We start from the raw sequence: 21,752 nt of genomic DNA, 5'->3' as shown, positions 1-21,752 counted from the left end.
GCCGTCCGCGACCCGAGCGAGCCCCGAGGAGCTTGATGGCCGCCACCCTCACGTCCATGACCCGAGCGGGCCGCGGCCGGCGCCGTCGCGGCCCCCGCCGCGATCTCGTCCCCGTACTGGTGCCGGCCGCCATCTGGGCGGGCGCCGCGGGCGTCCTCGCCCTGTGGTGGAGTGACACGTCCTCCGTCGTCGGGGCGGCCGACTGGCTGACCGGCGCGGGCCGGCTCACCGGACTCCTCGCCGGGTACGCGTGCGCGGTCCTGCTCGCCCTGATGGCCAGGATCCCGCTGCTCGATCACAGCATCGGCACCGACCGGCTGGCCCGCTGGCACGCCTGGGGCGGCCGGTGCACCGTCTCGCTGGCCCTCGCCCACGTCCTGCTGATCATCTGGGGCTACTCGCTGGCGTCCCGCACGGGCGTCGTGGCACAGACCACGACGCTGGTCATGAACTACCCGGACCTGCTGAAAGGCACCGCCGGTTTTCTGCTGTTCGTCGCCACCGGGGTGGTGTCGGCACGCGCCGCCCGGCGGAAGCTGAGCTACGAGACCTGGCACTATCTGCACTTCGCCACCTATCTGGCCGTCTTCCTCACCTTCGGGCACCAGCTCTCCAACGGTGCGGACTTCGTCGGCAACCAGCTCGCCCGAGCCGCCTGGTACACGCTGTTCGTGGGGGTCGCCGCCCTGCTGGCCTGGTACCGGTTCGCCGTACCCGTACGGCGTGGTCTGCGCCACCGACTGCGGGTCACCGCGGTTCGTCCGGAGGCACCGGGTGTCGTGTCCGTCCATCTCGGCGGCCGGCATCTGCATGAACTGGGCGGTGCGCCGGGGCAGTTCCTGCGCTGGCGCTTCCTGGCTCCGGGGCTGTGGTGGACCGCCAACCCGTACTCGCTGTCCGCCCCCGCGCACTCCGGCCATCTGCGTATCACGGTGAAGACGGCCGGGGGCCACAGCGGTGCGCTGGCCCGACTGGCGCCGGGCACCCGTGTCTGGGCGGAGGGCCCGTACGGCGGTTTCACCGCGAAGCGCCGTACCGCGCCGAAGGTGCTGCTACTGGCCGGGGGTATCGGTATCACGCCCCTGCGGACGCTGTTCGAGACCCTTCCGGGGCAGGTCACCCTCGTCTACCGGGCGCGCCGGCCCGAGGACCTCGCTCTGCGCGGTGAACTCGACGCGATCGCCGCCCGGCGCCAGGCGGTCGTGCACTACGTCGTCGACGATCCGCCGCGGTTCTTCTCGCCCCTGACCTCCCGGGGGCTGGCCGCTCTCGTACCCGACCTGGCCGCGCACGACGTCTATCTGTGCGGGCCGCCGCCCATGGCCGACGCCGCCGTACGGGCCCTGCGCGGGGCCGGGGTGCCCGGTCACCGCATTCATCACGAGTCGTTCGTCTTCTGAGGAGAACCCATGCGCCGAGCCGTCCTCGCCACCACCGGGGTGAGCGCGCTGATCGTCGCGCTGCTCTCCCTCAAACCCCACCAACTGTCCGCCCCGGCCGCCGGACCGGCCGCCCCGCCGACGACCTCCTCCGCCTCCGGCAGCAGCTCCGGCGGCAAGAGCGCCACGGGCGTGTTCACCGGCGACCCTGTCGGTACGCGGTACGGAACGGTCCAGGTCGCCGTCACCCTCGCCAAGGGAAAGATCACCGCCGTCCGGGTCCTTCGAGCCCCCGACCAGAACGGCCGGGACCAGCAGATCACCGCGTACGCCGTGCCCCGTCTGACCCAGGAGGCGCTGGACGCCCAGAGCGCCCACATCGACTCGGTCTCCGGCGCCAGCTACACCAGCCAGGGGTATACGCAGTCCTTGCAGAGCGCACTGGACCAGGCGCATGCCTGACACCACCCCTGACACCACCCCTGACGCCGGTCTGCGCCACGTCGAGCACGTCATGGGCACGGTCTTCTCCTTCGACATCCGCGACCGGCCCACGCCCGCGATCCGCCGGGCCCTGGCGCACGCCGTGAGCGAACTGCACACCGTGGACGCCGTGTTCTCCACCTACCGGCCGGACAGCGCCATCAGCCGACTGGGCCGCGGCGAGATCCTTCTCGCCGACTGCCCGCCCGAGGTCCAGGAGGTGCTGTCGTTGTGTGCCCAGGTCACACGCGTCAGCGACGGCTGGTTCAGCGTCATGCCGGCCGGCGCCCTCGACCCCTCGGGCCTCGTCAAGGGCTGGGCCACCGAGTACGCGTCCCAGCTTCTCCACGAGGCGGGCGCGGAGCACACCTGCGTCAACGGCGGCGGTGACCTCCAGTTGCGCGGCCGGTCCGCCCCCGGCACACCGTGGCGGATCGGCATCGCGCACCCGCTGCGACCCGGTCAACTGGCCACGGTGATCACCGCCAACGCCAACGCCACCGCCGACGTCACGGCCGACGCCGCCCGCACCGCGAAGGCCGCCGACGACCGATTCGCCATCGCCACCTCCGGCACCGCCGAGCGCGGCCCCCACATCCTGGACCCGCACCGCGCCGTCCCCGCCATGGGCCTCGCCTCCGTCACGGTCACCGGCCCCGGGCTCACCATGACCGACGCGTACGCGACCGCCGCGTTCGCCAGGGGCGAGAGCGCGTACGACTGGCTGGAATCACTGGACGGTTACGAGGCATTCGCCGTACGGCCCGACGGCAGCACATGGCGTACCGCCGGATTCAGCGGCGAGGCACCGTCCCTGCCGACGCCGTCGTGACCCTGGTCGGGATTCCGGCCAACGGGCCTATTCTCCTCGGCCACTTCGCAGATGTGAACCGAGGGCGTTCCGTCGTCTTTTCTCACCGCACCTCATACCTTTTGACGAATCATTAGAAAGTTCCACGGATTCGTACCGAACCTCTGGACAGTCCTCACGTGTCGCTCTAATGTCTCGGCCCACCGAGACAAGTGTTTCGTCGCGGTAACACCGCAGCCGATCGGCGTTCCCCCGAACACCCTTCACCTCACGAGTCTTTGAACGTCTCTCCCCCCATGGCCGGGCCACCGCCCGTCACGAGGCGCTGCGGCGATCGCCGTCACAGCGGTCGTCGCACACGCACCGTGCAGCACCCCCGTCGCAAGACGGGAAACCGGCCGGGTCACCGACTCTGCCGTGACCGCAGCGGAAGGGAAGCGACATGAAGATCCGTACGTTCATCGCCACGGCCTCACTGGTGGCATCCGGGAGCCTGGTGGCGTTCTCCGGCTCCGCCCAGGCGGCTCTCTACACCACCTGCGTCGGCGACGGCGGCGCCGTGACCGTCACCAACGACCTGGTGGTACCCGCCGGGAAGTCCTGCACGCTCACCGGCACCAAGGTCAGAGGCTCGGTGACGGTCGAGGCCGGCGCCGACCTCGTCGCGGCGGGCGCCACCTTCAACGGCGCGGTCACCGTTGAGGAGAACGCCTATCTCGACCTCACCGACACCACCGTCAAGGGCACGCTGACCACCGACTCCGCGTTCGGCGCGCACCTGGAGAAGAGCAACCTCAAGGCCGTCGACGCCACCGAGGGATTCGTCTACGCGGTCGACTCGACGCTCGGCGGGAACGTCAGCTCCGAGGCCGGCGAGCTGTACGTCTCCGGCAGCACGCTCAGCGGTTCGCTGACCGGTGACGGCAACCAGTACAGCGATGTCTACGACTCCACCGTCAAGGGCGCGCTCACCGTCAACGGGAACACCCTGGGCGGCGTGTTGTGCGCCAGCGAGGTGTACGGCGCCGCCAAGTACGCGGGCAACGCCGACAATCTCCAGATCGGCGGCGAGGGCCTGCTCGGGTCCTGCGCGGGCGCCTCGTACTTCGGCGGCAACCTGGCGGTCACCGACAACACCGCCAACGCCGCGCTGGACAACGCGATCGTGCGCGGCAACCTCACCGCGACCGGCAACAACCCCGTCCTGGTCGTGGGCGAGCTGACGCGTATCCGTGGCAGCGTCACCGGAGAGACCGCCCCCGCCGGCGCCTCGTCCGCCGCCAGGAAGGCCGCTCCGCAGGACCGCGGTGCCGACCTCGCCGAGCGGGCCGCCGAGCGCGCCGCCGCGGCGCGTGCCGACGCCCACGACGCGGGCAAGTCCCGCCTCTGACGCCGCGCGGCACACCCCGCCGCACCCGCAACGGCACCCGCGAACGGCACCCGCACTTCGCACCCGCACATGGCACCCGCGACAGGCGGGCACGGCGACACCGGCAGGTGACGGCGACCGCCCCGTCGCCGTACCTCCCGCGTCTGCGTATCCCCGGCAACCCCGGCAACCCCGTAACCCCGCCTCCGTACCGCTCGGCGCGTCCCCTCCCCGCCGGCACCAGCCCACCCTCCGCCGCAGCGGCGCGCCCCGCCGGACAACGGCCCGGCCGCGCGCCCCGGTCCTACCCTCTTCTCCTGATTCCCCTGGAGTGACCGTGAGCCATATTCACAAATCCTTCGATCGCAGGGACTTCCTGCGCGCCACCGCCGGCACGACCGTGGCGCTCGCCGCCGCCTCCGTCACCGGGGCCGCCGCGACCTCCGCCTCCGCCGCCGCGCCGAGCCGTCTGTCCATCCCCAAGGACCGCATCGGCATCCAGCTCTACAGCATCCGCGACAAGGTCAGCGCCCTCGGCTTCGCCGTCGTGTTCGCCGAGTTGGCCCGGATCGGCTACCAGGAGATCGAGTTCGCCGGTTACACCCAGTCCACCTCCATCCTGGGCCGGCAGATCACCCTCCCGGAGATCCGCACACTGCTCGACGACAACGGGCTGACCGCGGTCGGCAGCCATGTCGGTATCAACAATCTGCGCAACAACCTCCAGGGCGAGCTGGACGCCGCGCAGATCCTCGGCATGCCGCACGTGGGCACGGCCAACGCGCCGACGGGCGTCAACACCGTCGCGGGCTACCGCGCCGCCGCCGACGAGTTCAACGTCTGGGGCGCCGCCGCGACCGCGCGTGGTCTGAAGCTCTACCAGCACAACCACGCGGGCGAGTTCGCGTTCGCCACCGACCAGCCGAAGGTCCGGCTGTACGACGTGTTCCTGAAGAACACCGACCCGCGCCACGTCTATCTGGAGCTGGACGTCTACTGGGCCTACGTGGGCCAGTACCGCTGGCCCGGATTCGACCCGGCCGCGTACGTACGCAACCAGCCCTACCGCTACCCGCTGTTCCACATGAAGGACGGCGACGCCAACGCGGCGAACGCCAACGGATTCGACATCGTCGAGTTCGGCGCCGGTGACCTTCCGTACGAGAAGTTCGTCCGCGACATCGGGCCGCGCGCCTCGCACGTCGGAATCTGGGAACAGGATACCGCGCCCAACACCCAGCCCAATCCGCCGGGTTCGCTCGGTGCGGCCGAGCGCAGCTTCACCGCGCTCGAGGGACTCCTCGGCTGAGACGGCTTTCCCCCCGGAAGCCTCGAAGCCCCGAGGACCAGGAGGCGCCTCCGCGCGCGGGGGCGCCTCCCGGTCCGTCCGCTCCTTACCGTCAGTGATCGAGGAGACGCATCACCGTGCAACGCACCCTGAGACGCCTGATCACCGGGGTCCTGCTCGTGGCACTGCCCGCGCTGGGCGGTGTGGCGCTCGCGCCCGCCGCCCAGGCGCACCCGGGCCACGAACACGCCCTGGACTGGTCGAACTACGAGAAAGTCACCCTGACGAAGGACACCGGCGAGCCGATCGACCTCGCCGTGCTGCCCGACAGCCGGGTCCTGCACACCGCCCGCAACGGCGACGTACGGCTCACCGACCCCGGTACCGGTGTCACGAAGGTCGTCAACCACGTCGACGTGTACCAGAACTCCGAGATGGGGTTGCAGACGGTCACGCTGGACCCGGACTTCGCCACCAACAAGTGGGTCTACCTCTACTACTCGCCGCCGCTGAACACCCCGGCCGGCTCCGCGCCCCAGACGCTGCCCGCCGGACAGACCGACGCGTACTGGAAGCAGTGGGAGGGGTACGACACGCTGACCCGCTTCAAGTGGACCGGCGACAAGCTCGACCTCTCCACCGCGCAGGAGATCATCCGGGTCGACTCCAACCGCGGCCAGTGCTGCCATGTCGCCGGTGACGTGGACTTCGACAGCAAGGGCAATCTCTACCTCTCGACCGGTGGCAACACCCCGGCGTCGGGCCCGAACGTCAACGGCTACACGCCGATCAACGACGCGGCCGGCTACAACCCGGGGCTCGACGAGCGCCGCGGCGCGGGCAACACCAACGACCTGCGGGGCAAGATCCTGCGGATCGACGTCAAGGAGGACGGCAGCTACACCATCCCGGAGGGCAACCTCTTCGAGCCGGGCACGGCCAAGACCCGCCCCGAGATCTTCGTGATGGGTCTGCGCAACGCCTTCCGGATGACGGTGGACCGCAAGACGGACGCGGTGATGTGGGGCGACTACGGCCCCGACGCCGGCACCGCCGACCCGAACCGCGGGCCGATGGGGTACGTCGAGTGGCAGACCACCACCAAGGCCATGAACAGCGGCTGGCCGTTCTGCACGGGTGACAACAGCAAGCCCTACCGGGACTTCGACTTCGCCACCCTCACACCGGGACCCGCGTTCGACTGCGCGGCGCCGGTCAACGACTCCCGCTGGAACACCGGTCTGAGCGAGCTGCCCCCGTCCGTACCGGCCACGCTCTGGTACGGCGACAAGAACACCGACCAGCCGTGGCCCGAGCTGACCGCCTTCCGCGGTCCCGGCGGTCCGGGCGGCCAGGCACCGATGGGCGGGCCCGTCTACCACTACGACGCGGCCAACCCCTCGCCCGGCAAGTTCCCCGAGTACTGGGACGGCAAGGCGTTCATGGCGGAGTTCTCCCAGGACTACGTCGCGGCGCTCACGCTCGACGGGCCGGACGGACCCGTGAGCAAGCTGGAGAACCTGCTGCCGAACAGCGAGCGTTCGCAGACCGGTATCCCGCAGTGGGACAACCCGATGGACCTGGAGTTCGGCCCGGACGGCGCGCTCTACGTCCTGGACTACGGCGACGGCTTCTTCCGGCAGAACCCCGACGCGGGTCTCTACCGGATCGACTACGCCGAGGGCAACAAGGCGCCCACCGCCGTGATCAAGGCCGACAAGACGTCCGGCCAGGCCCCGCTCACGGTCTCGTTCAGCGCCACCGGCTCCAGCGACCCGGAGAAGGGCGACCTCACCTACCAGTGGGACCTCGACGGCGACGGCACGTTCGACGCCACCGGGCCCACCGCCCAGCGTACGTACGCGGACAACGGGCAGTTCCAGGCCCGGCTCAAGGTGTCCGACCCACAAGGCAAGTTCGGGCTGACGAGCCGTCAGATCACCGTGGGCAACACGGCTCCGACGGTACGGATCACCTCACCGCCCGACGGCGGGTTCTTCAACTGGGGCGACGCCGTGCCGTACGGCATAGCGGTGGACGACCCGGAGGACGGCACCACGCCGGACTGCGCCAAGGCCGCCTGGACCTTCGGTCTGGGGCACAACCAGCACGGGCACCCGGTCAACAGCGGCACCGGCTGCACGGGCGGCGTCGCGACCCCGGCCGACGCGGGGCACGGTGACACCGAGAACGTCTTCGGCGTGCTGGGGATCAACTACACCGACAAGGGCGCGGGCGGCGTTCCGCCGGCCACCGGTGACGCCCAGGTGGTGCTCAACCCGGCGCTGATGCAGGGCGAGCACTACGACTCGGCGCAGGGTGTCACGGTCACGGACGACACCACGGCGTCCGGGCAGCGCAAGCTGACCTCGTTCGACGCGGGCGACTGGATCGCGTACGACCCGGTGTCGTTCGCCGGGATCAACGGGGTCAAGACCCGGGCGAGCGGGGCCGGTTCGCTGGCGCTGCGCTGGGGTTCGGCCGACGCGGAGCCGTTCGCGACGGTGCCGGTCCCGGCCGGTGAGGGCTGGCAGACCGTCACCACCGCACTGGACAACGCCCCTTCGGGCAGCGGCGAGGTCTTCGTCACCACCTCCGGCGGTGTCGAGCTGGACTCGCTGACCTTCCAGGGAGCAGGCGTCGCGGACAAGACCGCGCCGAAGGTCACCGCCACGCTCAACCCGCCCCGGCCCAACGGTGACGACGGCTGGTACACCAGCAATGTGTCGCTCGCGGTCGCGGCGACCGACAACGGGACGGTGGCCAGTCGTCAGTACTCGATCGACGGCGGGACGACGTGGCTGTCGGCGAACGCGGCCGTCACGCTTTCCAAGGAGGGCGCCACGACGGTCCGTTACCGGGCGACCGACAACGGCGGCAACGTCTCCGAGGTGGGCTCGCTCACCGTACGGATCGACCGCACCGGTCCCACAGTGACGACGACCGGGATCGACGCCGACGGCGTCTACGGGGACTCCAAGCGCCCGACGCCGGTCTTCTCGGCGGCGGACACGGTCTCCGGCGGGGCCACCGCGACGGCCACGGTGGACGGCAAGGCCGTCAACTCCGGTCAGGCGCTGGAGCTTTGGCGCCTGCCGCTGGGCAGCCACGACCTCACGGTCAAGGCCCGCGACAAGGCCGGCAACACCACCACCAAGACGGTGGCGTTCACCACCCGTACCTCCTACGCGGACATCCGCGCGCTGATCACCCAACTGCGGGCCGACAAACTGGTCTCGGCGCAGGGACAGCAGCGGCTGACCGTACGGCTCGGCCAGGCCGAGGCGCACGCCGACGCGGGGCGCACCAGTCAGGCCGCGGCCGTGCTGGAGTCGTTCGCCGGTTACGCGGGCGACAGTGCCCTCGTGCCGGACAGCGCGGCGGGCGCGGCCCTGGCACGGGACGCGCGAGCGCTGAAGGGAGGCGCCACAGGCTGACGTCAGGACCGACAGGGCTGCCCCGCTGCCATGCCCCGCTCTCACCGGCGGGGCAGTTCTGTGCCCGGACGTAATTCCGGCCCCTCGAAAAGTGTGTGGGTTCTGTCAACAAGGCGACAACTTTCGGCGTTCTGTGAAAAAGTTGCCGAACCGCCTGCGCGCACCGCCCCGCGTGCACCGCCCCGCGACACCCCTCGAATGCTGTCCGCAGGCGCCCAGAGGAGTTACGTCCGTGAACATCCAGTACCGCGTGTTGAGTCTGCTGCGTGACAACGGCCCGCTGTCCCGCGCCCAGCTCGCGGACCGGCTGGAGGTACCGCGCCCACGGCTGCTCGGCGAGCTCGACCGCATGGTCGCCGCCGGGCGGGTCAGCGAGGCGGGCCCCGCCGCCTCACGCGGCGGGCGGCGCTCCACCCTCGTACAGCTCGACCCCGGTCTGCGGTTCGCGGCCGTCGATCTGGGCGCCAGCTCCGTCGACATCGAGATCACCGACGGCGCGCTCACCCCCGTGGCCTCCTGCTCCGAACCGGCCGACATCCGCTCCGGGCCGGTCGCCGTACTCGGCCGCGTCAGCGAACTGCTGCGCGCGATGGCCGAGCAGGGGCACTACACCCGGCTCGACGCCATCGGCATCGGACTGCCGGGTCCTGTCAGCTTCCGGGAGGGCGTCCCGGTCTCGCCGCCGATCATGGTGGGCTGGAACCGCTTCCCGGTACGCGACATCCTCGCCCGCGCGCACGACTGCCCCGTCGTGGTCGACAACGACGTCAACGTGATGTCCCTCGGCGAGCAGCACAGCGGGGTCGCGCGCACCGTCGACCATCTGCTCTTCGTGAAGATCGGCAGCGGTATCGGCTCCGGCATGCAGCACCACGGCCGTATCTACCGGGGCGCGGAGGGATGCGCGGGCGACATCGGGCACGTCCAGGTGGAGGCCGAGGCGGACGGGCCGGTCTGCTCCTGCGGGAACACCGGCTGTCTGGAGGCGTACTTCGGCGGGGTCGCGCTGGCCAGGGACGCCACGCGGGCCGCCGAGTCCGGCGGCTCGCCCGCGCTCGCCGAGAGGCTGGCCGAGCGGGGGGTGCTGACCGCCGTGGACGTCGCGGAGTGCGCGGCCGGCGGTGACAACACGAGCGTCAATCTCGTCCGGGCGGGCGGTCACCGGGTCGGACAGGTCCTCGCCACGCTGGTCAGCTTCATGAACCCGTCGATGATCGTGATCGGGGGCGGTCTGACGGGGCTCGGCTACCCGCTGCTCGCGGAGATCCGCAGCGTCGTGTACAAACGCTCGCTTCCACTCGCCACCGGCAATCTCCCGATCGTCATGTCCGAGCTGGGGCCCCGCGCGGGGGTCGTGGGCGCGGCGCTGCTGGCGAGCGAGCTGGCGTACGGCGAGGACTGCGACGGCACGGGGTCCTGACGGCGCGTCCCGTGGGCCGCGCGGCGCTCCCGAGTGGCGGCCCGGTCCGGCGTCGGTGACCCTGACCATGACTGGAGCCGGGCGGGACACACGCACCGGTGAGCCCGATCACGTGGGCGCACCGGAGGAGGAGAACCGACATGATCGATGCCGTTGACATCCGCGAATGGCGCACCCATGACGTCGTCGACTCCGACGGGCGCAAGATCGGTTCGCTGGAGGCGGTCTACGTCGACACCCGTACCGACGAGCCGGCGGTGGCGACCGTACTGATCGGCATGCCGACCCGGCACCGGCTGGTCTTCGTCCCGCTCGCGGGAGCCGTCGTGGGACCGGGCTACGTCAGGGTCAAGTACCCGAAGTCCGTCGTGAAGGACGCGCCGTCGATGGGTACGGACGACGTGCTGCCCGCCGAGGACGAGAAGAATGTCTTCTCCCACTACGACCTCGCCTACCAGCCGGGCCCCAGCGGCGAACGCCAGCTCGCCCGGCGCTGACCTGACCTGACCGGCCGGCCCCTGGGCCCCCGCCCTCTACGCCTTGGGCGCGACCACGGGCGTCTCCGCCTTGACGAACGCCTTCACGGCCGTCGACGCGGCCCGCTCCACCAGCGCCACGCCCTTCTCGTACGACGGCTGCCCGTCCGAGAGCACCGCGACGAGCAGGGTGTGGCCGCCGTACTCGACGCTGCCGATGCTGTTGACGTCCCACAGCCCCGTCGCGCTGCGCGGCAGCCAGCCGTTCTTCAGCACGGGCGTGCCCGCGGACCCCTTGCCGTCGTCGGCGGCCGATATCCCCCACCGCTGGTCCGCCACGACCGTGTTCATCAGTGACCGCAGGTAGGAGCGGGAGTCCGCGGTGAGCGGGGAGTCGGCGTCGCCGAGAACGGCCTCCAGGAGGACCATCTGGTCGGCCGCGGTGGTGCTGGTCAGACCCCAGTGACCGTCCTGGCCGGGTTTGGTCGCCGTCAGTCCGAGGCGTTCGTTGGCGGCGGCGAGGCCGGCACTCTCGCCTATCGCCTTCCACAGCTCGTCCGTCGCGGCGTTGTCGCTGCTGCGTATCATCGCGGCGGCCAGTTGCTTCTGCTGCGCGGTGAGGGCCGTGCCGTGGTCCTGGGCGTCGAGCAGGAGAGCCGCGAGTATGTCGACCTTGACGATGCTGGCCGTGTCGTACGGCCCGGTGTCGGCGCCGTACAAGGCGGTGCGCTGCCCCTTGAGATCCTGAACGGCGACCGTGTAGCGGCCGTCGCTCGCGGGCAGCGCGTCCAGCGCCTTGCCCATCACGCCGTCGATGTCGGCCGGTGCCGGGGCCGACGGCACCGGGGTCGCCGACACGGAGGCCGAGGACGTGGGGCCCGATGACCCGGCGACGGCGGGGGCGGCCGCGGTGTGGGCAGACCCGTCGGGCGTGCCGGCGCTGGCGAGCTGGCAGCTCGGCACCATCACGGCGAGAGTGAGTGCGGCCACGGCGAACTGCGGCAGCCTACGGGACCTGGACATATGCCGGACGCTAGGCAGCGCGGGTCACAGCTTTATGAAGTCCACATCAATATTGTCTGAGAACGCCCGATAAGAGCGTGCGGTGCGTCACACGGCCGGCCCGCCGCCCCGGCGGCCGGGGCGGCGGCCGGTCCGCCGTTCAGCAGGTCAGGTCGCGGCCCGGCGGGGTGCGCAGCACACGCGTGAACTGCTTGTACAGCTCGACCCGGTGTTCCATCTGGGCGGGGTTGCCGCCGTTGCACTCGGCGGATCCGTTCAGGCTCCAGATCGTCTGCCCGAAGCCCTTCTTGTTCACCATCGCGTCGTGCCCGGTCATCGTGCCCGGACCGGACTGGGTGTTCCAGTACCACAGGGCCGTCATCCAGGCCACGGCCGGATCGGTCTCGACCAGCCACGGATTGTTGAGCAGGTCGATGCCGAGGGCGTCGCCGGCGGCCTTGTAGTTGAAGTTCCAGCTCAGCATGATCGCGCCGCGCCCGTAGTACGCGTCGCGTCCGGCCGGGCAGCCGTAGGGCTGGGTGTCGTCGCAGAAGATCGGGTACATGTCGGGGTTCTGCGACACCACGTAGAACAGCCCGCCCGTCTCGTGGCTGACGTTGGCGAGGAAGGCCGCCGCTTCCTGCTTGCGGGTGGTGCGGCTGCCGGTCCGCGCGAAGTCCGGGTACGCCTGTGTGGCCTCGACGAGCCCGTCGTACGTGAAGAACGGATCCCGGTCCGGGAACATCCGCTCGAACTGGGACTCGCTGACGACGAAACGCCCGGAGGACTGGGCCGCCGTCGCGGGCAGCGCGCCGACGAGCAGTCCGCAGACCAGCAGCAGGGCGGCCATGACGGCCGTGGTGCCTCTTCTCAACACTGTTGCTTCACTCCCGAACGGTGTGTGGGGACAAGCGTTCACGGACAGCGCTCACCCACAACTGCCTTCCAGCAGGGGGCAGTTATGCGGACGCCGCCGCGCAGAGGCTACGGGCAGGAACCCCTCCCTGGAAAGGTCCATACCAATTCTCGGGAAAAGCGGGACACCACGGCGGCCGGACGACGGGCACGGCTCATTTCCCGGGAAGTACCCGGACCTCCGCGCTCGGCGGCAGGTGGTCCCACCAGTGCCCGTACCGGCTGTAGACCCCCGGCTCCCGGTCGGCGAGGAACGACGTCAGCGACCGCGCCTCCTGCGCGAGACCCGCCCAGGTCTCCTGCGACAGCGCGTGGAAGGCCCGCGCCTCGATCCCCTTCGCGACCGGCCGCCAGACCCCCGCGACATACCCGTCCACGAGGAGCGTCGGGAGCACGTCGCCGTTGATCCGGATGACGAGCCTGCGGTAGTCGGGCGGAACGACCCGGCTCCGGTCGGAGTAAGCCAGCAGCGTGCTGTCCCACATCGCCATCAGCCGGGGCGGTGCCGGCGTGTCGCCTCCCGGGCGCGGCGCGCCCGGGACGTCGTACAGCTCCACGCCGTCCGGCCCGGTCAGCACGTCGAGCCCGCCGGAGAGCGCCTTCAGCGCCTCTCTGACGCGCCCGCGCTGGACCAGGGCGAACTGCGCCATGTCCGCCACCGACGCCGGGCCGAACCCCTCCAGATAGCGCACTATCAGCTTCGCCAGCGCCGCCGACGACGCCTCCTTGTCCCGCAGCCCCGACCACCGGCCGGCCGCCACGTACGAGGGCCGGTGGCCGAACGACCACGGTGACCCGGTGGGCACGTGCAGCAACGGCGCGTATCCCCGCAGTCCGCGCCACGCGCCGGGGCCGGGCGGGGCGCCCAGTTGCTTCCCCAGCCTGTCCCCCAGCCATGCCTCCAGCTCGGCGGCGGTACGCGGCCGGTCCGCGTGGCCCAGCAGGGCGGGTACGAGCACATCGGCGTCGTCCAGGGTGAGCCCCGTCGCCGTGAAGCGGCTGTCGAGCCTGCCGCCCCGCAGCGTCGGCTCCACGGCCTCCCGGAACGTCCGGTGGTCATCCGCGTGCACGGCGTGCAGCGTGATCCGCATGAGGGTCGCCTTCACCACCTCGTAGCCGGCGAAGGCGGCGTCGAGGGCGGCCGGATCGAAGCCGGCGGTCCGGTTCCACAGCGCGAGGTACGGCGAGGCCGCCTGCTGGGCCTGGAGGGCGACGACGCGGCGTACGGCGTCGGCGACGCCGATCGGCTCCCGGCGCAGCAGAAGCTGACGGGCGAGGGTGGAGCGGTTCAGCTCCGGTGCGGTGATCTTCACGCCGGGATTCTCCCGCCGACAGGCCCAAGAGCGCCAGCGTCGGCGGCCGGTGGTTGCCGACGGCAACCGGCCACCGTCGACAGCCCGCGTCAACCTCCGGAACGACCCGCTCCCGATGAGGACCGGGCCGCCGGACAGGCCCTAAGCTCGGCCAATGGCCAAGTATTTCGACGTACACCCCGAGAATCCTCAGCGGCGCACCATCACGAGCGTGGCTGAGAGCATCCGGTCCGGCGCGCTCATCGCGTACCCCACGGACTCCTGTTACGCGTTGGGCTGCCAGCTCGGCAGCCGGGACGGCATCAGCCGCATCCGGTCCATCCGGAATCTGGACGACCGTCACCACTTCACACTGGTCTGCCAGAACTTCGCACAGCTCGGTCAGTTGGTGCAGATCGACAACGACGTGTTCCGCGCGATCAAGGCGGCGACGCCCGGCAGTTACACCTTCATCCTCCCCGCGACCAGGGAGGTGCCGCGTCAACTGCTGCACCCGAAGAAGAAGACGGTCGGGGTCCGCATCCCCGACCATGTCGTCGCCCAGGCGCTGCTCACGGAGCTGGGGGAGCCGCTGCTCTCCAGCACACTGCTGCTGCCCGACGACGGGGAGCCGATGACCCAGGGCTGGGAGATCAAGGAACGGCTGGACCATGTGCTGGACGTCGTGGTCGACTCGGGCGACTGCGGCACCGAGCCGACCACCGTCATCGACTTCTCGGGCGGCGAGCCGGAGATCGTACGGCGCGGGGCGGGCGACCCCGCGCGGTTCGAGTAGCCGGGGCGGTCGCGGGGCCGGGGGCTCGGGGCCGGCGGCCGGGTCAGGGCGTCGGGCGTCGGGCGGCTCTCGCGTCGCCACCCCGGGCCCGCGCGCCTAGGCTGGTCGGAGGAAGGAATTCCCGCCACAAGGAAGTCCCGCCATGGCGATCATCTCGCGCGGATTCCACGGCCGAAGGCCCGCTCCCGGCCACGATCTGCCGCCCGGACAGTACGAGGTCCATGACTTCCCCGTCCTGTCCGCCGGTCCCACGCCACACGTGGCGCACGAGGACTGGGAGTTCACCCTCACGACCGAGACGGGCACCAGACACACCTGGGACTGGGAGCGGCTGATGGCGATGCCCTCCGAGACCCCGACGGTGGATCTGCACTGTGTGACGAAGTGGTCGAAGTTCGGCACGCACTGGGAAGGTGTCTCGCTCGACCTCCTCATGGCGGACGTCGAGACGGCCGCCGAGTTCGCTCTTGTCCACTCCTACGGCGGGTACACGACCAATCTCCCGCTGGAGGACCTTCTGGACGGCAAGGCGTGGATCGCCCACCGCTACGACGGTGCGGAGCTGGCCCCCGAGCACGGCGGGCCCGCGAGACTGCTGGTGCCGCATCTGTATCTGTGGAAGTCCGCGAAGTGGGTACGCGGGATCGATCTGCTGCCCGACGACGAGCCCGGGTTCTGGGAGGGCCTGGGCTATCACTCCTACGGTGACCCATGGCGCGAGCAGCGGTATCAGGGCGACTAGGTCCTGTCCGGCGGATCTTCGGGGATCAGGCCGGGGCGGCTGGTGCGGTGCATCGCAAGGCGGAGGATCATCCTCGTACTGGACGTACTTGGATGACTCCGACAACGCAGGGAGGTGCCGTGCCAGGCGTCCCGGACCCCCGAAGATCCGCCGGACAGGGCCTAGCCGCCCCCGCGCGGCTCCGCTGGCTGGTGGCCGAGCTGGTCTGCCGGCGTACCGAGTCACGGACGGCCCGGACGCTGGTGTTCGACGTGCCCGGCTGGCCGGGGCATCTGGCGGGCCAGCACGTCGACGTACGGCTGACGGCCGAGGACGGGTACAGCACACAGCGCAGCTACTCACTGGCCTCCGCGCCGGACGGCGACCGTGTCGAGCTGACCGTCCAGCGGGTCCCGGACGGTGAGGTCTCGCCGTATCTGATGGACACTCTGGAGCCCGGCGACCGGGTGGAGTTGCGTGGTCCGGTGGGTGGCTGGTTCGTGTGGCGGCCCGAGCAGAGCGAGCCGGTACTCCTGGTGGCGGGCGGCTCCGGGCTGGTGCCGCTGATGTCGATGGTGCGGGTGCGTGGCGCCGTGGGCGGGCGGGCGCCGTTCCGGCTGCTCTACTCCGTACGCGAGCCGGACGATCAGCTCTATGTGCCCGAGCTGCGCCGCGGGGCGCCGGGCCTCGACACGGCGTACGTGTACACGCGCCGCGCACCACCCCAACACCCCAGGGCCGTGGGGCGGTTGAGGGCGGACGATCTGGTGCGTCCGGGCTGGTCCGCGCAGTCGCGGCCCACGTGTTACGTGTGCGGGCCGACGGGCTTCGTGGAGTCGGCCGCGTCGCTGCTGACCGGCCTCGGCCATGACCCCGACCGGATCAGGACCGAACGCTTCGGTCCCAGTGGAGGATGAGATGGACACCGACGATCAGGACGCGGACCAGCACGCCTACCAGGACGGCAACGCGCTGGGCGGGCCCCTCTCCGAGATCTTCGCGGTCGACCTGACCGCCGCCGTGGGTGTCTGCGCCGGGTGCGGCAGTACGGGTCCGGTGGCCCGGCTGCGTGTCTACGAGCGGGCACCGGGACTGGTGGCCCGCTGCCCGGACTGCGCGCGGGTGGTGCTGCGGCTGGTTCGCGGGACGGACACCGCGTGGCTCGACCTCCAGGGGGCGTCCTCGCTCGCGATTCCCCTCGGACCGGTGAACTGACGTCGCCCGAGGCGCAATTGACGTGACGTCAGCACCCTGTGTGCGCTGGGCCCAGGGAAGGCCGCCGCCGAGGACTTTTCACTTGTGCGTGACAAAGTATGGACGGTCCCGACAGAAGTCTCTAGTGTTTCGTTCGACGCGCTGACTGGTGCCGTACATGACAGGTCATCAGCCCGGCCGTGAACCGCCGAACACCGCATCCGCATCCGCATCCGTTTCCAGACCTCCGTATCCGGATCGAAGGGCTTGCCCCGGCGGCCAACTCCGCCCATGGGCCGGGGTGTTCTTCCCGGTGCGCGAAGTGCCAGGAGGAAGAATGGATCAACGACCGAGCCGCCGACTGCGCAGATGTCTGCTCAGTCTGCTCGCCGTCTCGTTCCTCGCCACCGGTCTCGTATCGACCCCGGCCACCGCCGCCGACCCCGTCGCGGCCGATCCCGTCACCCGTGAACTGCCCCCGCAGGAACCGGGCGTCACGCTGCGCGTGTTCGACGTGCAGGTGCCGCTGGACAAGATCTGTGTCCTCAAGCCCGCGCAAACCCCGAACGTCGACAAGCTGATGCCCGTCATCGACTGGTCCTCGACCGACGACTTCGGCGGGATCGGCGACAACTTCGTGTCGGAGGTCACCGGCAACATCGACGTTCCGCAGGACGGTTCGTACACCTTCCGGCTGACCAGCGACGACGGTTCACGGCTGCTGATCGACGATCAGGTCGTCATCGACCACGACGGTCTGCACGGCGCCGACCCCAAGGACGGCACCGTCACCCTGACGCCCGGCTACCACTCCCTGCGCATCGAGCACTTCGACCGCACGGGTGGGCAGAACATCACGCTGTCCTGGCAGCCGCCGGGCGCTTCCGGCTTCGCCGTCGTACCCAACTCCGTCCTGAGCACGGACGCCGATGTCGTACGTGTGACGGCGCCTGGCCGCAAGGAGTGCGAGGGCGTCAAGGACTCCCCCGGCGACGGTCTGCCCCTGAACAGCGTGCACCCCGGCTACACGCTCACCGACCTGCGGCCGAGCGGGTTCGAACCGCAGGTCACGGCGATGGACTGGCTGCCCGACGGCCGGCTCGCCGTCACCACCTGGGGCGGCACCGACAACGAGACGGGCGAGGTCTACCTCCTCAGCGATGTCACGGGCGACACCGGTCCGGAAAAGGTGAAGGCCAAGAAGATCGCCGAGGGCCTCAAAGAGCCCCAAGGCATCAAGTACGTCGACGGCTCGCTGTATGTGTCGCAGAAGGACGAGCTGACGGAGCTTCAGGACACCGACGGGGACGACGTCACCGACGCCTACCGGAAGGTCGCGACCTGGCCGTTCGGCGGGAACTTCCACGAGTTCGCGTTCGGGCTGCTCTACAAGGACGGCTACTTCTATCTGAACCTGTCGGTCGCGATCAACTACGGTGGCGCGACCACGGATCCGCAGCCCGCGAAGAACCGCGGCTCCACGATCAAGGTCAACAAGGAGACGGGCGCGGTCAGTTATGTGGCCGGCGGCCTGCGGACGCCCAACGGCATCGGCTGGGGCCCCGAGGGCGACATCTTCGTGACCGACAACCAGGGCGGCTGGCTGCCCTCGTCGAAGCTGGTCCACATCAAGCAGGACCGCTTCTTCAACCACTACACCAACCCGGCCGGTCCGTTCGACGCCAAGCCGGTCACCAAGCCGGTGCTGTGGCTGCCGCAGAACGAGATCGCCAACTCCCCCAGCACACCACTGCTGTTGAAGGAGGGACCGTTCGCCGGGCAGATGATCTTCGGTGATGTCACCTACGGCGGTCTTCAGCGCGGCTATCTGGAGAAGGTCAAGGGCGAGTACCAGGGCGCGGTCTTCCGTATGACCCAGGGCCTGGAAGCCGGCGTCAACCGCATCAGCATGGGCCCGGACGGCGCGATCTACGCCGGCGGTCTGGGCGCCGGCGGCAACTGGGGCCAGGAGGGCAAACTCTCCTACGGCCTCCAGAAGTTGACGCCGAACGGCGAGGACGCCTTCGACATCCTGGCGATGCGCGCGAAGCCGGGCGGCTTCGAGCTCGAATACACCAAGCCGCTCTCCGCCGAGACCATCGCGGAACTGGTGGACCGCTACGAGGTCCAGCAGTGGTACTACGCACCGACGCCCGACTACGGCGGCCCCAAGATCGACGAGGAGACGCTGAAGGTCCGGTCGGCCACCGTGTCCGCCGACGGCAAGAAGGTCACCCTCGCGATCGACGGTCTCAAGTCCAACCGCGTGGTGCACGTCCGCTCACCCCGGCCGTTCAGCGCCGAGGGCGGCGAGACGCTGTGGAGCACCGAGGCGTGGTACACCCTCAACTCCCTTGTCGGGGACGAGCCGCCGAAGACGCTGTACGAGGCGGAGGAGGCCGCGCTGACCGGCGGCGCGCGGGTGGACACCGAGCACGCGGGCCACTCGGGCGGCGGTTTCGTCGACAGTTACGGGACGCAGGGCGCCACCACCACGTTCGACGTGCGCACGACGCGGGCGGGCAAGTACGACGTCGCGCTGCGCTACGCCAACGGCCCGAATCCCTTCGTCGGGAACAAGACGGTGAGCGTCTACGTCAACGGCCGCAAGATGAAACAGACGGCCCTGCCCAGCACCGGCAAGTGGGACGGCTGGGCGACGGTGACCGAGTCGCTGCCGCTGAGCCGCGGGGCCAACACCATCTCGTACCGCTACGACAGCGGCGACACCGGTCATGTCAATCTCGACCTGATCACCGTCCATCCCAAGGACAGCCGCATCACGCTGTTCGACGGGAAGGACCGGTCGCAGTGGCAGCACACCGACGGCAGCGACGTCCGATGGCCGGCGGCCGACGACGGGGCGATGGAGGTCTGCTGCGGTGACATCCGTACCAAACAGGCGTTCAAGGACTTCAAGTTGCACGTCGAGTTCCGCGTGCCCAAGCTGCCACCGGATGTGACCGGCCAGGACCGCGGCAACAGCGGTGTGTATCTCCAGGAGCGCTACGAGGTTCAGATCCTGGACTCGTTCGGGGTGGAGAAGCTGGCCAACAACGAAGCGGCCGCGATCTACCTGAAGAAGGCGGCGGATCTCAACGCGTCGACCGCGCCGGAGACCTGGCAGACGTACGAGATCACCTTCCGCGCCGCCCGCTTCGGCGCCGACGGGAAGAAGACCGAGGACGCCCGTATCAGCGTGGTGTGGAACGGCAAGACCGTCCATGACGACGTGGCGGTCGACGGCCCGACCGGCGCCGGCGCGCCGGAGACCACAGCCACGGGAGCCATCAAGCTCCAGGACCACGGCAACAAGGTGCGTTACCGCAACATCTGGATCGAGCCCGGCGCGTAGGAATCCGGGACGTGTCCTCCCCCGCCCTCTCCCCGGCCGGTCACGGCTCGGGGAGAGGGCGGCGGACGTCGTCGCCGTGCCAGGACCGCCACAGCGCGGCGTACGTCCCGCCCGCCGCGACGAGTTCGTCATGGCTGCCGATCTCGGTCAGCCGTCCGCCGTCCATCACTGCCACCCGGTCCGCGTCGTGGGCGGTGTGCAGGCGGTGAGCGATGGCGATGACCGTGCGTCCCGCCAGGACGGCGGCGAGTGCGCGTTCCGTACGCCGTGCCGTGCGCGGGTCGAGCAGGGCGGTCGCCTCGTCCAGGATGAGCGTGTGCGGATCGGCCAACACCACGCGCGCCAGACTGAGTTGCTGCGCCTGGGAGCCGTCCGGTCGATATCCGCGCGCGCCCAGCTCGGTGTCCAGACCCTCGGGCAGCCGCCGCGCCCAGTCGGCGCCGACGTCCGACAGCGCCCGTATGAGCCCGGCGTCGGACGTGTCGGGGGCCGCGAGCAGCAGATTGTCGCGCAGTGTCGCCGTGAAGACGTGGTGCTCCTGGGTGACCAGCACGATCTGGCGCCGCAGGTCCGCCGGCGCCAGATCGGTGACCGGGTCGCCGCCCACCGTCACCGTGCCCGCGCGCGGCGCGTCGATCCCCGCGAGCAGTCGGCTCAGCGTGGTCTTGCCCGCACCGGACCGGCCGACCACGGCGAGGCGTTCGCCCGGCCGCACGGTGAGGTCCACCCCTCGGACCACGTCGGTCCTTCCGTCGTACGAGTAGTGGACACCGCTCAGCTCAATCCGGTCACCGGTCGGCCGCGCGGGCGGCCCGGCCGCCACCGCGCCGTCGACGGCGTCGAGACTCACGCCCAGACCCTCGACGCGGGCGAAGGCCGCGCCGCTGGCCTGGAGTTGTTCCACCCACTCAAGGATCGTGTCCAACGGCTGGGAGAGCTGGCGCAGATACAGGACCGAGGCGACCACCGCGCCGAGGGTGACCGTGCCGCGTTCGAGCAGTGGCGCGCCGACCAGCAGCACACCGACCACGGGTATGACATGGGAGATGTCGACGGACGGGAACAGCACGCTGCGCAGGAACAGCGTGCGCACGCGGGTGCGATGGCTGCGCTCGATCTTCTCCAGCGCGGCGGCGACATGCCGCTCCTGAAGGCCGAACGCCTCGATCGTGCGGGCACCGGACGCGGTCTCGGCCAACTGCTCGGCCAGCTCCGAGTTCGTCTCTCCCTGCGCCAGATAGGCGGCTCGGGCCCGGCGCAGATACCAGCGCGTCGCGAACCAGATGCCGACGAGTCCGACCAGGCCGCACACGCCGAGCAGCGGATCGAGGAGGAACACGGCGGCGATGATCAGTGGTGCCTGTATCGCGGCGACGAACAGATCGGGGCCCGCGTCGCGCAGCGCGGTTCCGACCGAGCCGACGTCACTGGTGCCGCGTACCGTCAGGTCGCCCGTACCGGCCCGTTCGACCACCGACACGGGCAGCGCCATGGCCCGGTCGACGAACCTCTCCCGGACCCGCGCCAGTGTCCGCTCGCCGAAGCGGTGCCCGATCAGGCGGGCCCAGCGGGCGAGCAGGAGTTGGACGACGGCGGATATGACGACACCGAGGGCGAGTTGGTCGACGGTGCTGACCGTCGCACCGTCCTGGACGGCGTTGACGATACGTCCGAGCAGCCACGGCCCGACGAGTCCGGCTCCCACGGCGAGCGCGTTCAGCACGAGCATCGCGGCGAAGGCCGCACGGTCCGGGCGGACGAGGTCGGCCGCCGCGCGGACGAGGCGCGCCGTTCCGGCGACGGGCAGGGCCGGT

17 protein-coding genes are annotated in these 21,752 nt (G+C 70.4%); 13 read left to right on the top strand and 4 right to left on the bottom strand.

Features of this window, described 5'->3' with window-relative positions; translation table 11 throughout:
- Positions 1-56: 56 nt before the first annotated feature.
- From OG329_RS38760 to OG329_RS38725, 8 genes are all read left to right on the top strand, one after another.
- The gene (locus OG329_RS38760; protein WP_405801539.1) at positions 57-1,400 is read left to right on the top strand and encodes a ferric reductase-like transmembrane domain-containing protein; all 1,344 of its coding nucleotides are present in this window, start codon (positions 57-59) and stop codon (positions 1,398-1,400) included.
- A gap of 9 nt (positions 1,401-1,409) precedes the next feature.
- Entirely contained in the window at positions 1,410-1,841 is a 432-nt protein-coding gene (locus OG329_RS38755; protein ID WP_405801538.1) for an FMN-binding protein, read from the top strand.
- On the top strand, positions 1,834-2,694 hold the full coding sequence (locus OG329_RS38750; protein ID WP_405801536.1) for an FAD:protein FMN transferase: 861 nt from the start codon (positions 1,834-1,836) through the stop codon (positions 2,692-2,694). Before OG329_RS38755 ends, OG329_RS38750 begins: the two co-directional genes overlap by 8 nt.
- 421 nt (positions 2,695-3,115) lie before the next feature.
- The gene (locus tag OG329_RS38745) at positions 3,116-4,063 is read left to right on the top strand and encodes a hypothetical protein (protein ID WP_405801535.1); all 948 of its coding nucleotides are present in this window, start codon (positions 3,116-3,118) and stop codon (positions 4,061-4,063) included.
- A 316-nt stretch (positions 4,064-4,379) separates the two neighbouring features.
- Positions 4,380-5,351 (top strand): sugar phosphate isomerase/epimerase family protein, encoded by a 972-nt coding sequence (locus tag OG329_RS38740; protein ID WP_405801533.1) that lies wholly within the window; start codon positions 4,380-4,382, stop codon positions 5,349-5,351.
- A gap of 116 nt (positions 5,352-5,467) precedes the next feature.
- Positions 5,468-8,767: a PQQ-dependent sugar dehydrogenase gene (locus OG329_RS38735; protein WP_405801532.1), complete on the top strand. Its 3,300-nt coding sequence runs from the start codon at positions 5,468-5,470 to the stop codon at positions 8,765-8,767.
- 232 nt (positions 8,768-8,999) lie between these two features.
- On the top strand, positions 9,000-10,187 hold the full coding sequence (locus OG329_RS38730; protein WP_405801530.1) for an ROK family protein: 1,188 nt from the start codon (positions 9,000-9,002) through the stop codon (positions 10,185-10,187).
- Positions 10,188-10,327: 140 nt separating this feature from the next.
- Positions 10,328-10,684 (top strand): PRC-barrel domain-containing protein, encoded by a 357-nt coding sequence (locus tag OG329_RS38725; RefSeq protein WP_405801529.1) that lies wholly within the window; start codon positions 10,328-10,330, stop codon positions 10,682-10,684.
- 36 nt (positions 10,685-10,720) lie between these two features.
- On the opposite strand, the gene OG329_RS38720 is transcribed toward OG329_RS38725, so the two are convergent.
- The 3 genes from OG329_RS38720 to OG329_RS38710 all read right to left on the bottom strand — a co-directional run bounded on the left by OG329_RS38720 (position 10,721) and on the right by OG329_RS38710 (position 13,893).
- Positions 10,721-11,686 (bottom strand): serine hydrolase, encoded by a 966-nt coding sequence (locus tag OG329_RS38720; protein ID WP_405801528.1) that lies wholly within the window; start codon positions 11,684-11,686, stop codon positions 10,721-10,723.
- A gap of 139 nt (positions 11,687-11,825) precedes the next feature.
- Positions 11,826-12,515 (bottom strand): chitinase, encoded by a 690-nt coding sequence (locus tag OG329_RS38715; protein WP_405801526.1) that lies wholly within the window; start codon positions 12,513-12,515, stop codon positions 11,826-11,828.
- 220 nt (positions 12,516-12,735) lie between these two features.
- Positions 12,736-13,893, bottom strand: a complete 1,158-nt coding sequence (locus tag OG329_RS38710; protein WP_405801524.1) for a winged helix DNA-binding domain-containing protein — start codon at positions 13,891-13,893, stop codon at positions 12,736-12,738.
- Between the two features lie 154 nt (positions 13,894-14,047).
- On the opposite strand from OG329_RS38710, the gene OG329_RS38705 reads away from it, so the two are divergent.
- The 5 genes from OG329_RS38705 to OG329_RS38685 all read left to right on the top strand — a co-directional run bounded on the left by OG329_RS38705 (position 14,048) and on the right by OG329_RS38685 (position 19,938).
- Positions 14,048-14,668, top strand: a complete 621-nt coding sequence (locus OG329_RS38705) for an L-threonylcarbamoyladenylate synthase (RefSeq protein ID WP_405801522.1) — start codon at positions 14,048-14,050, stop codon at positions 14,666-14,668.
- Between the two features lie 142 nt (positions 14,669-14,810).
- Positions 14,811-15,410, top strand: a complete 600-nt coding sequence (locus tag OG329_RS38700) for a sulfite oxidase-like oxidoreductase (RefSeq protein WP_405801521.1) — start codon at positions 14,811-14,813, stop codon at positions 15,408-15,410.
- A 119-nt stretch (positions 15,411-15,529) separates the two neighbouring features.
- Positions 15,530-16,306, top strand: coding sequence for a ferredoxin reductase (locus OG329_RS38695; protein ID WP_405801520.1), 777 nt, complete (start codon positions 15,530-15,532; stop codon positions 16,304-16,306).
- Position 16,307: 1 nt separating this feature from the next.
- Complete coding sequence (locus OG329_RS38690) at positions 16,308-16,604, top strand: DUF6510 family protein (protein WP_405801519.1); 297 nt, start codon at positions 16,308-16,310, stop codon at positions 16,602-16,604.
- A 316-nt stretch (positions 16,605-16,920) separates the two neighbouring features.
- Positions 16,921-19,938, top strand: a complete 3,018-nt coding sequence (locus tag OG329_RS38685; protein ID WP_405801517.1) for a family 16 glycoside hydrolase — start codon at positions 16,921-16,923, stop codon at positions 19,936-19,938.
- Between the two features lie 40 nt (positions 19,939-19,978).
- On the opposite strand, the gene OG329_RS38680 is transcribed toward OG329_RS38685, so the two are convergent.
- On the bottom strand, positions 19,979-21,667 hold the full coding sequence (locus OG329_RS38680) for an ABC transporter ATP-binding protein (protein ID WP_405802229.1): 1,689 nt from the start codon (positions 21,665-21,667) through the stop codon (positions 19,979-19,981).
- Between the last annotated feature and the right edge of the window lie 85 nt (positions 21,668-21,752).

The sequence above is a fragment of the Streptomyces sp. NBC_01506 genome (genome assembly GCF_045040295.1).
GTDB lineage: Bacteria > Actinomycetota > Actinomycetes > Streptomycetales > Streptomycetaceae > Streptomyces.
The sequence above is the reverse complement of the archived record's forward strand: the minus strand, read 5'-3'. Positions and strand labels throughout refer to the sequence as shown.

What these genes read in the sequence shown, in the direction of transcription:
- OG329_RS38720 (WP_405801528.1), bottom strand. Translation starts at nt 11,686, where the DNA reads ATGTCCAGGTCCCGTAGGCTGCCGCAGTTCGCCGTGGCCGCACTCACT.
- OG329_RS38725 (WP_405801529.1), top strand. Translation starts at nt 10,328, where the DNA reads ATGATCGATGCCGTTGACATCCGCGAATGGCGCACCCATGACGTCGTC.
- OG329_RS38715 (WP_405801526.1), bottom strand. Translation starts at nt 12,515, where the DNA reads ATGGCCGCCCTGCTGCTGGTCTGCGGACTGCTCGTCGGCGCGCTGCCC.
- OG329_RS38690 (WP_405801519.1), top strand. Translation starts at nt 16,308, where the DNA reads ATGGACACCGACGATCAGGACGCGGACCAGCACGCCTACCAGGACGGC.
- OG329_RS38760 (WP_405801539.1), top strand. Translation starts at nt 57, where the DNA reads ATGACCCGAGCGGGCCGCGGCCGGCGCCGTCGCGGCCCCCGCCGCGAT.
- OG329_RS38750 (WP_405801536.1), top strand. Translation starts at nt 1,834, where the DNA reads ATGCCTGACACCACCCCTGACACCACCCCTGACGCCGGTCTGCGCCAC.
- OG329_RS38680 (WP_405802229.1), bottom strand. Translation starts at nt 21,667, where the DNA reads ATGCTCGTGCTGAACGCGCTCGCCGTGGGAGCCGGACTCGTCGGGCCG.
- OG329_RS38700 (WP_405801521.1), top strand. Translation starts at nt 14,811, where the DNA reads ATGGCGATCATCTCGCGCGGATTCCACGGCCGAAGGCCCGCTCCCGGC.
- OG329_RS38705 (WP_405801522.1), top strand. Translation starts at nt 14,048, where the DNA reads ATGGCCAAGTATTTCGACGTACACCCCGAGAATCCTCAGCGGCGCACC.
- OG329_RS38755 (WP_405801538.1), top strand. Translation starts at nt 1,410, where the DNA reads ATGCGCCGAGCCGTCCTCGCCACCACCGGGGTGAGCGCGCTGATCGTC.
- OG329_RS38685 (WP_405801517.1), top strand. Translation starts at nt 16,921, where the DNA reads ATGGATCAACGACCGAGCCGCCGACTGCGCAGATGTCTGCTCAGTCTG.
- OG329_RS38745 (WP_405801535.1), top strand. Translation starts at nt 3,116, where the DNA reads ATGAAGATCCGTACGTTCATCGCCACGGCCTCACTGGTGGCATCCGGG.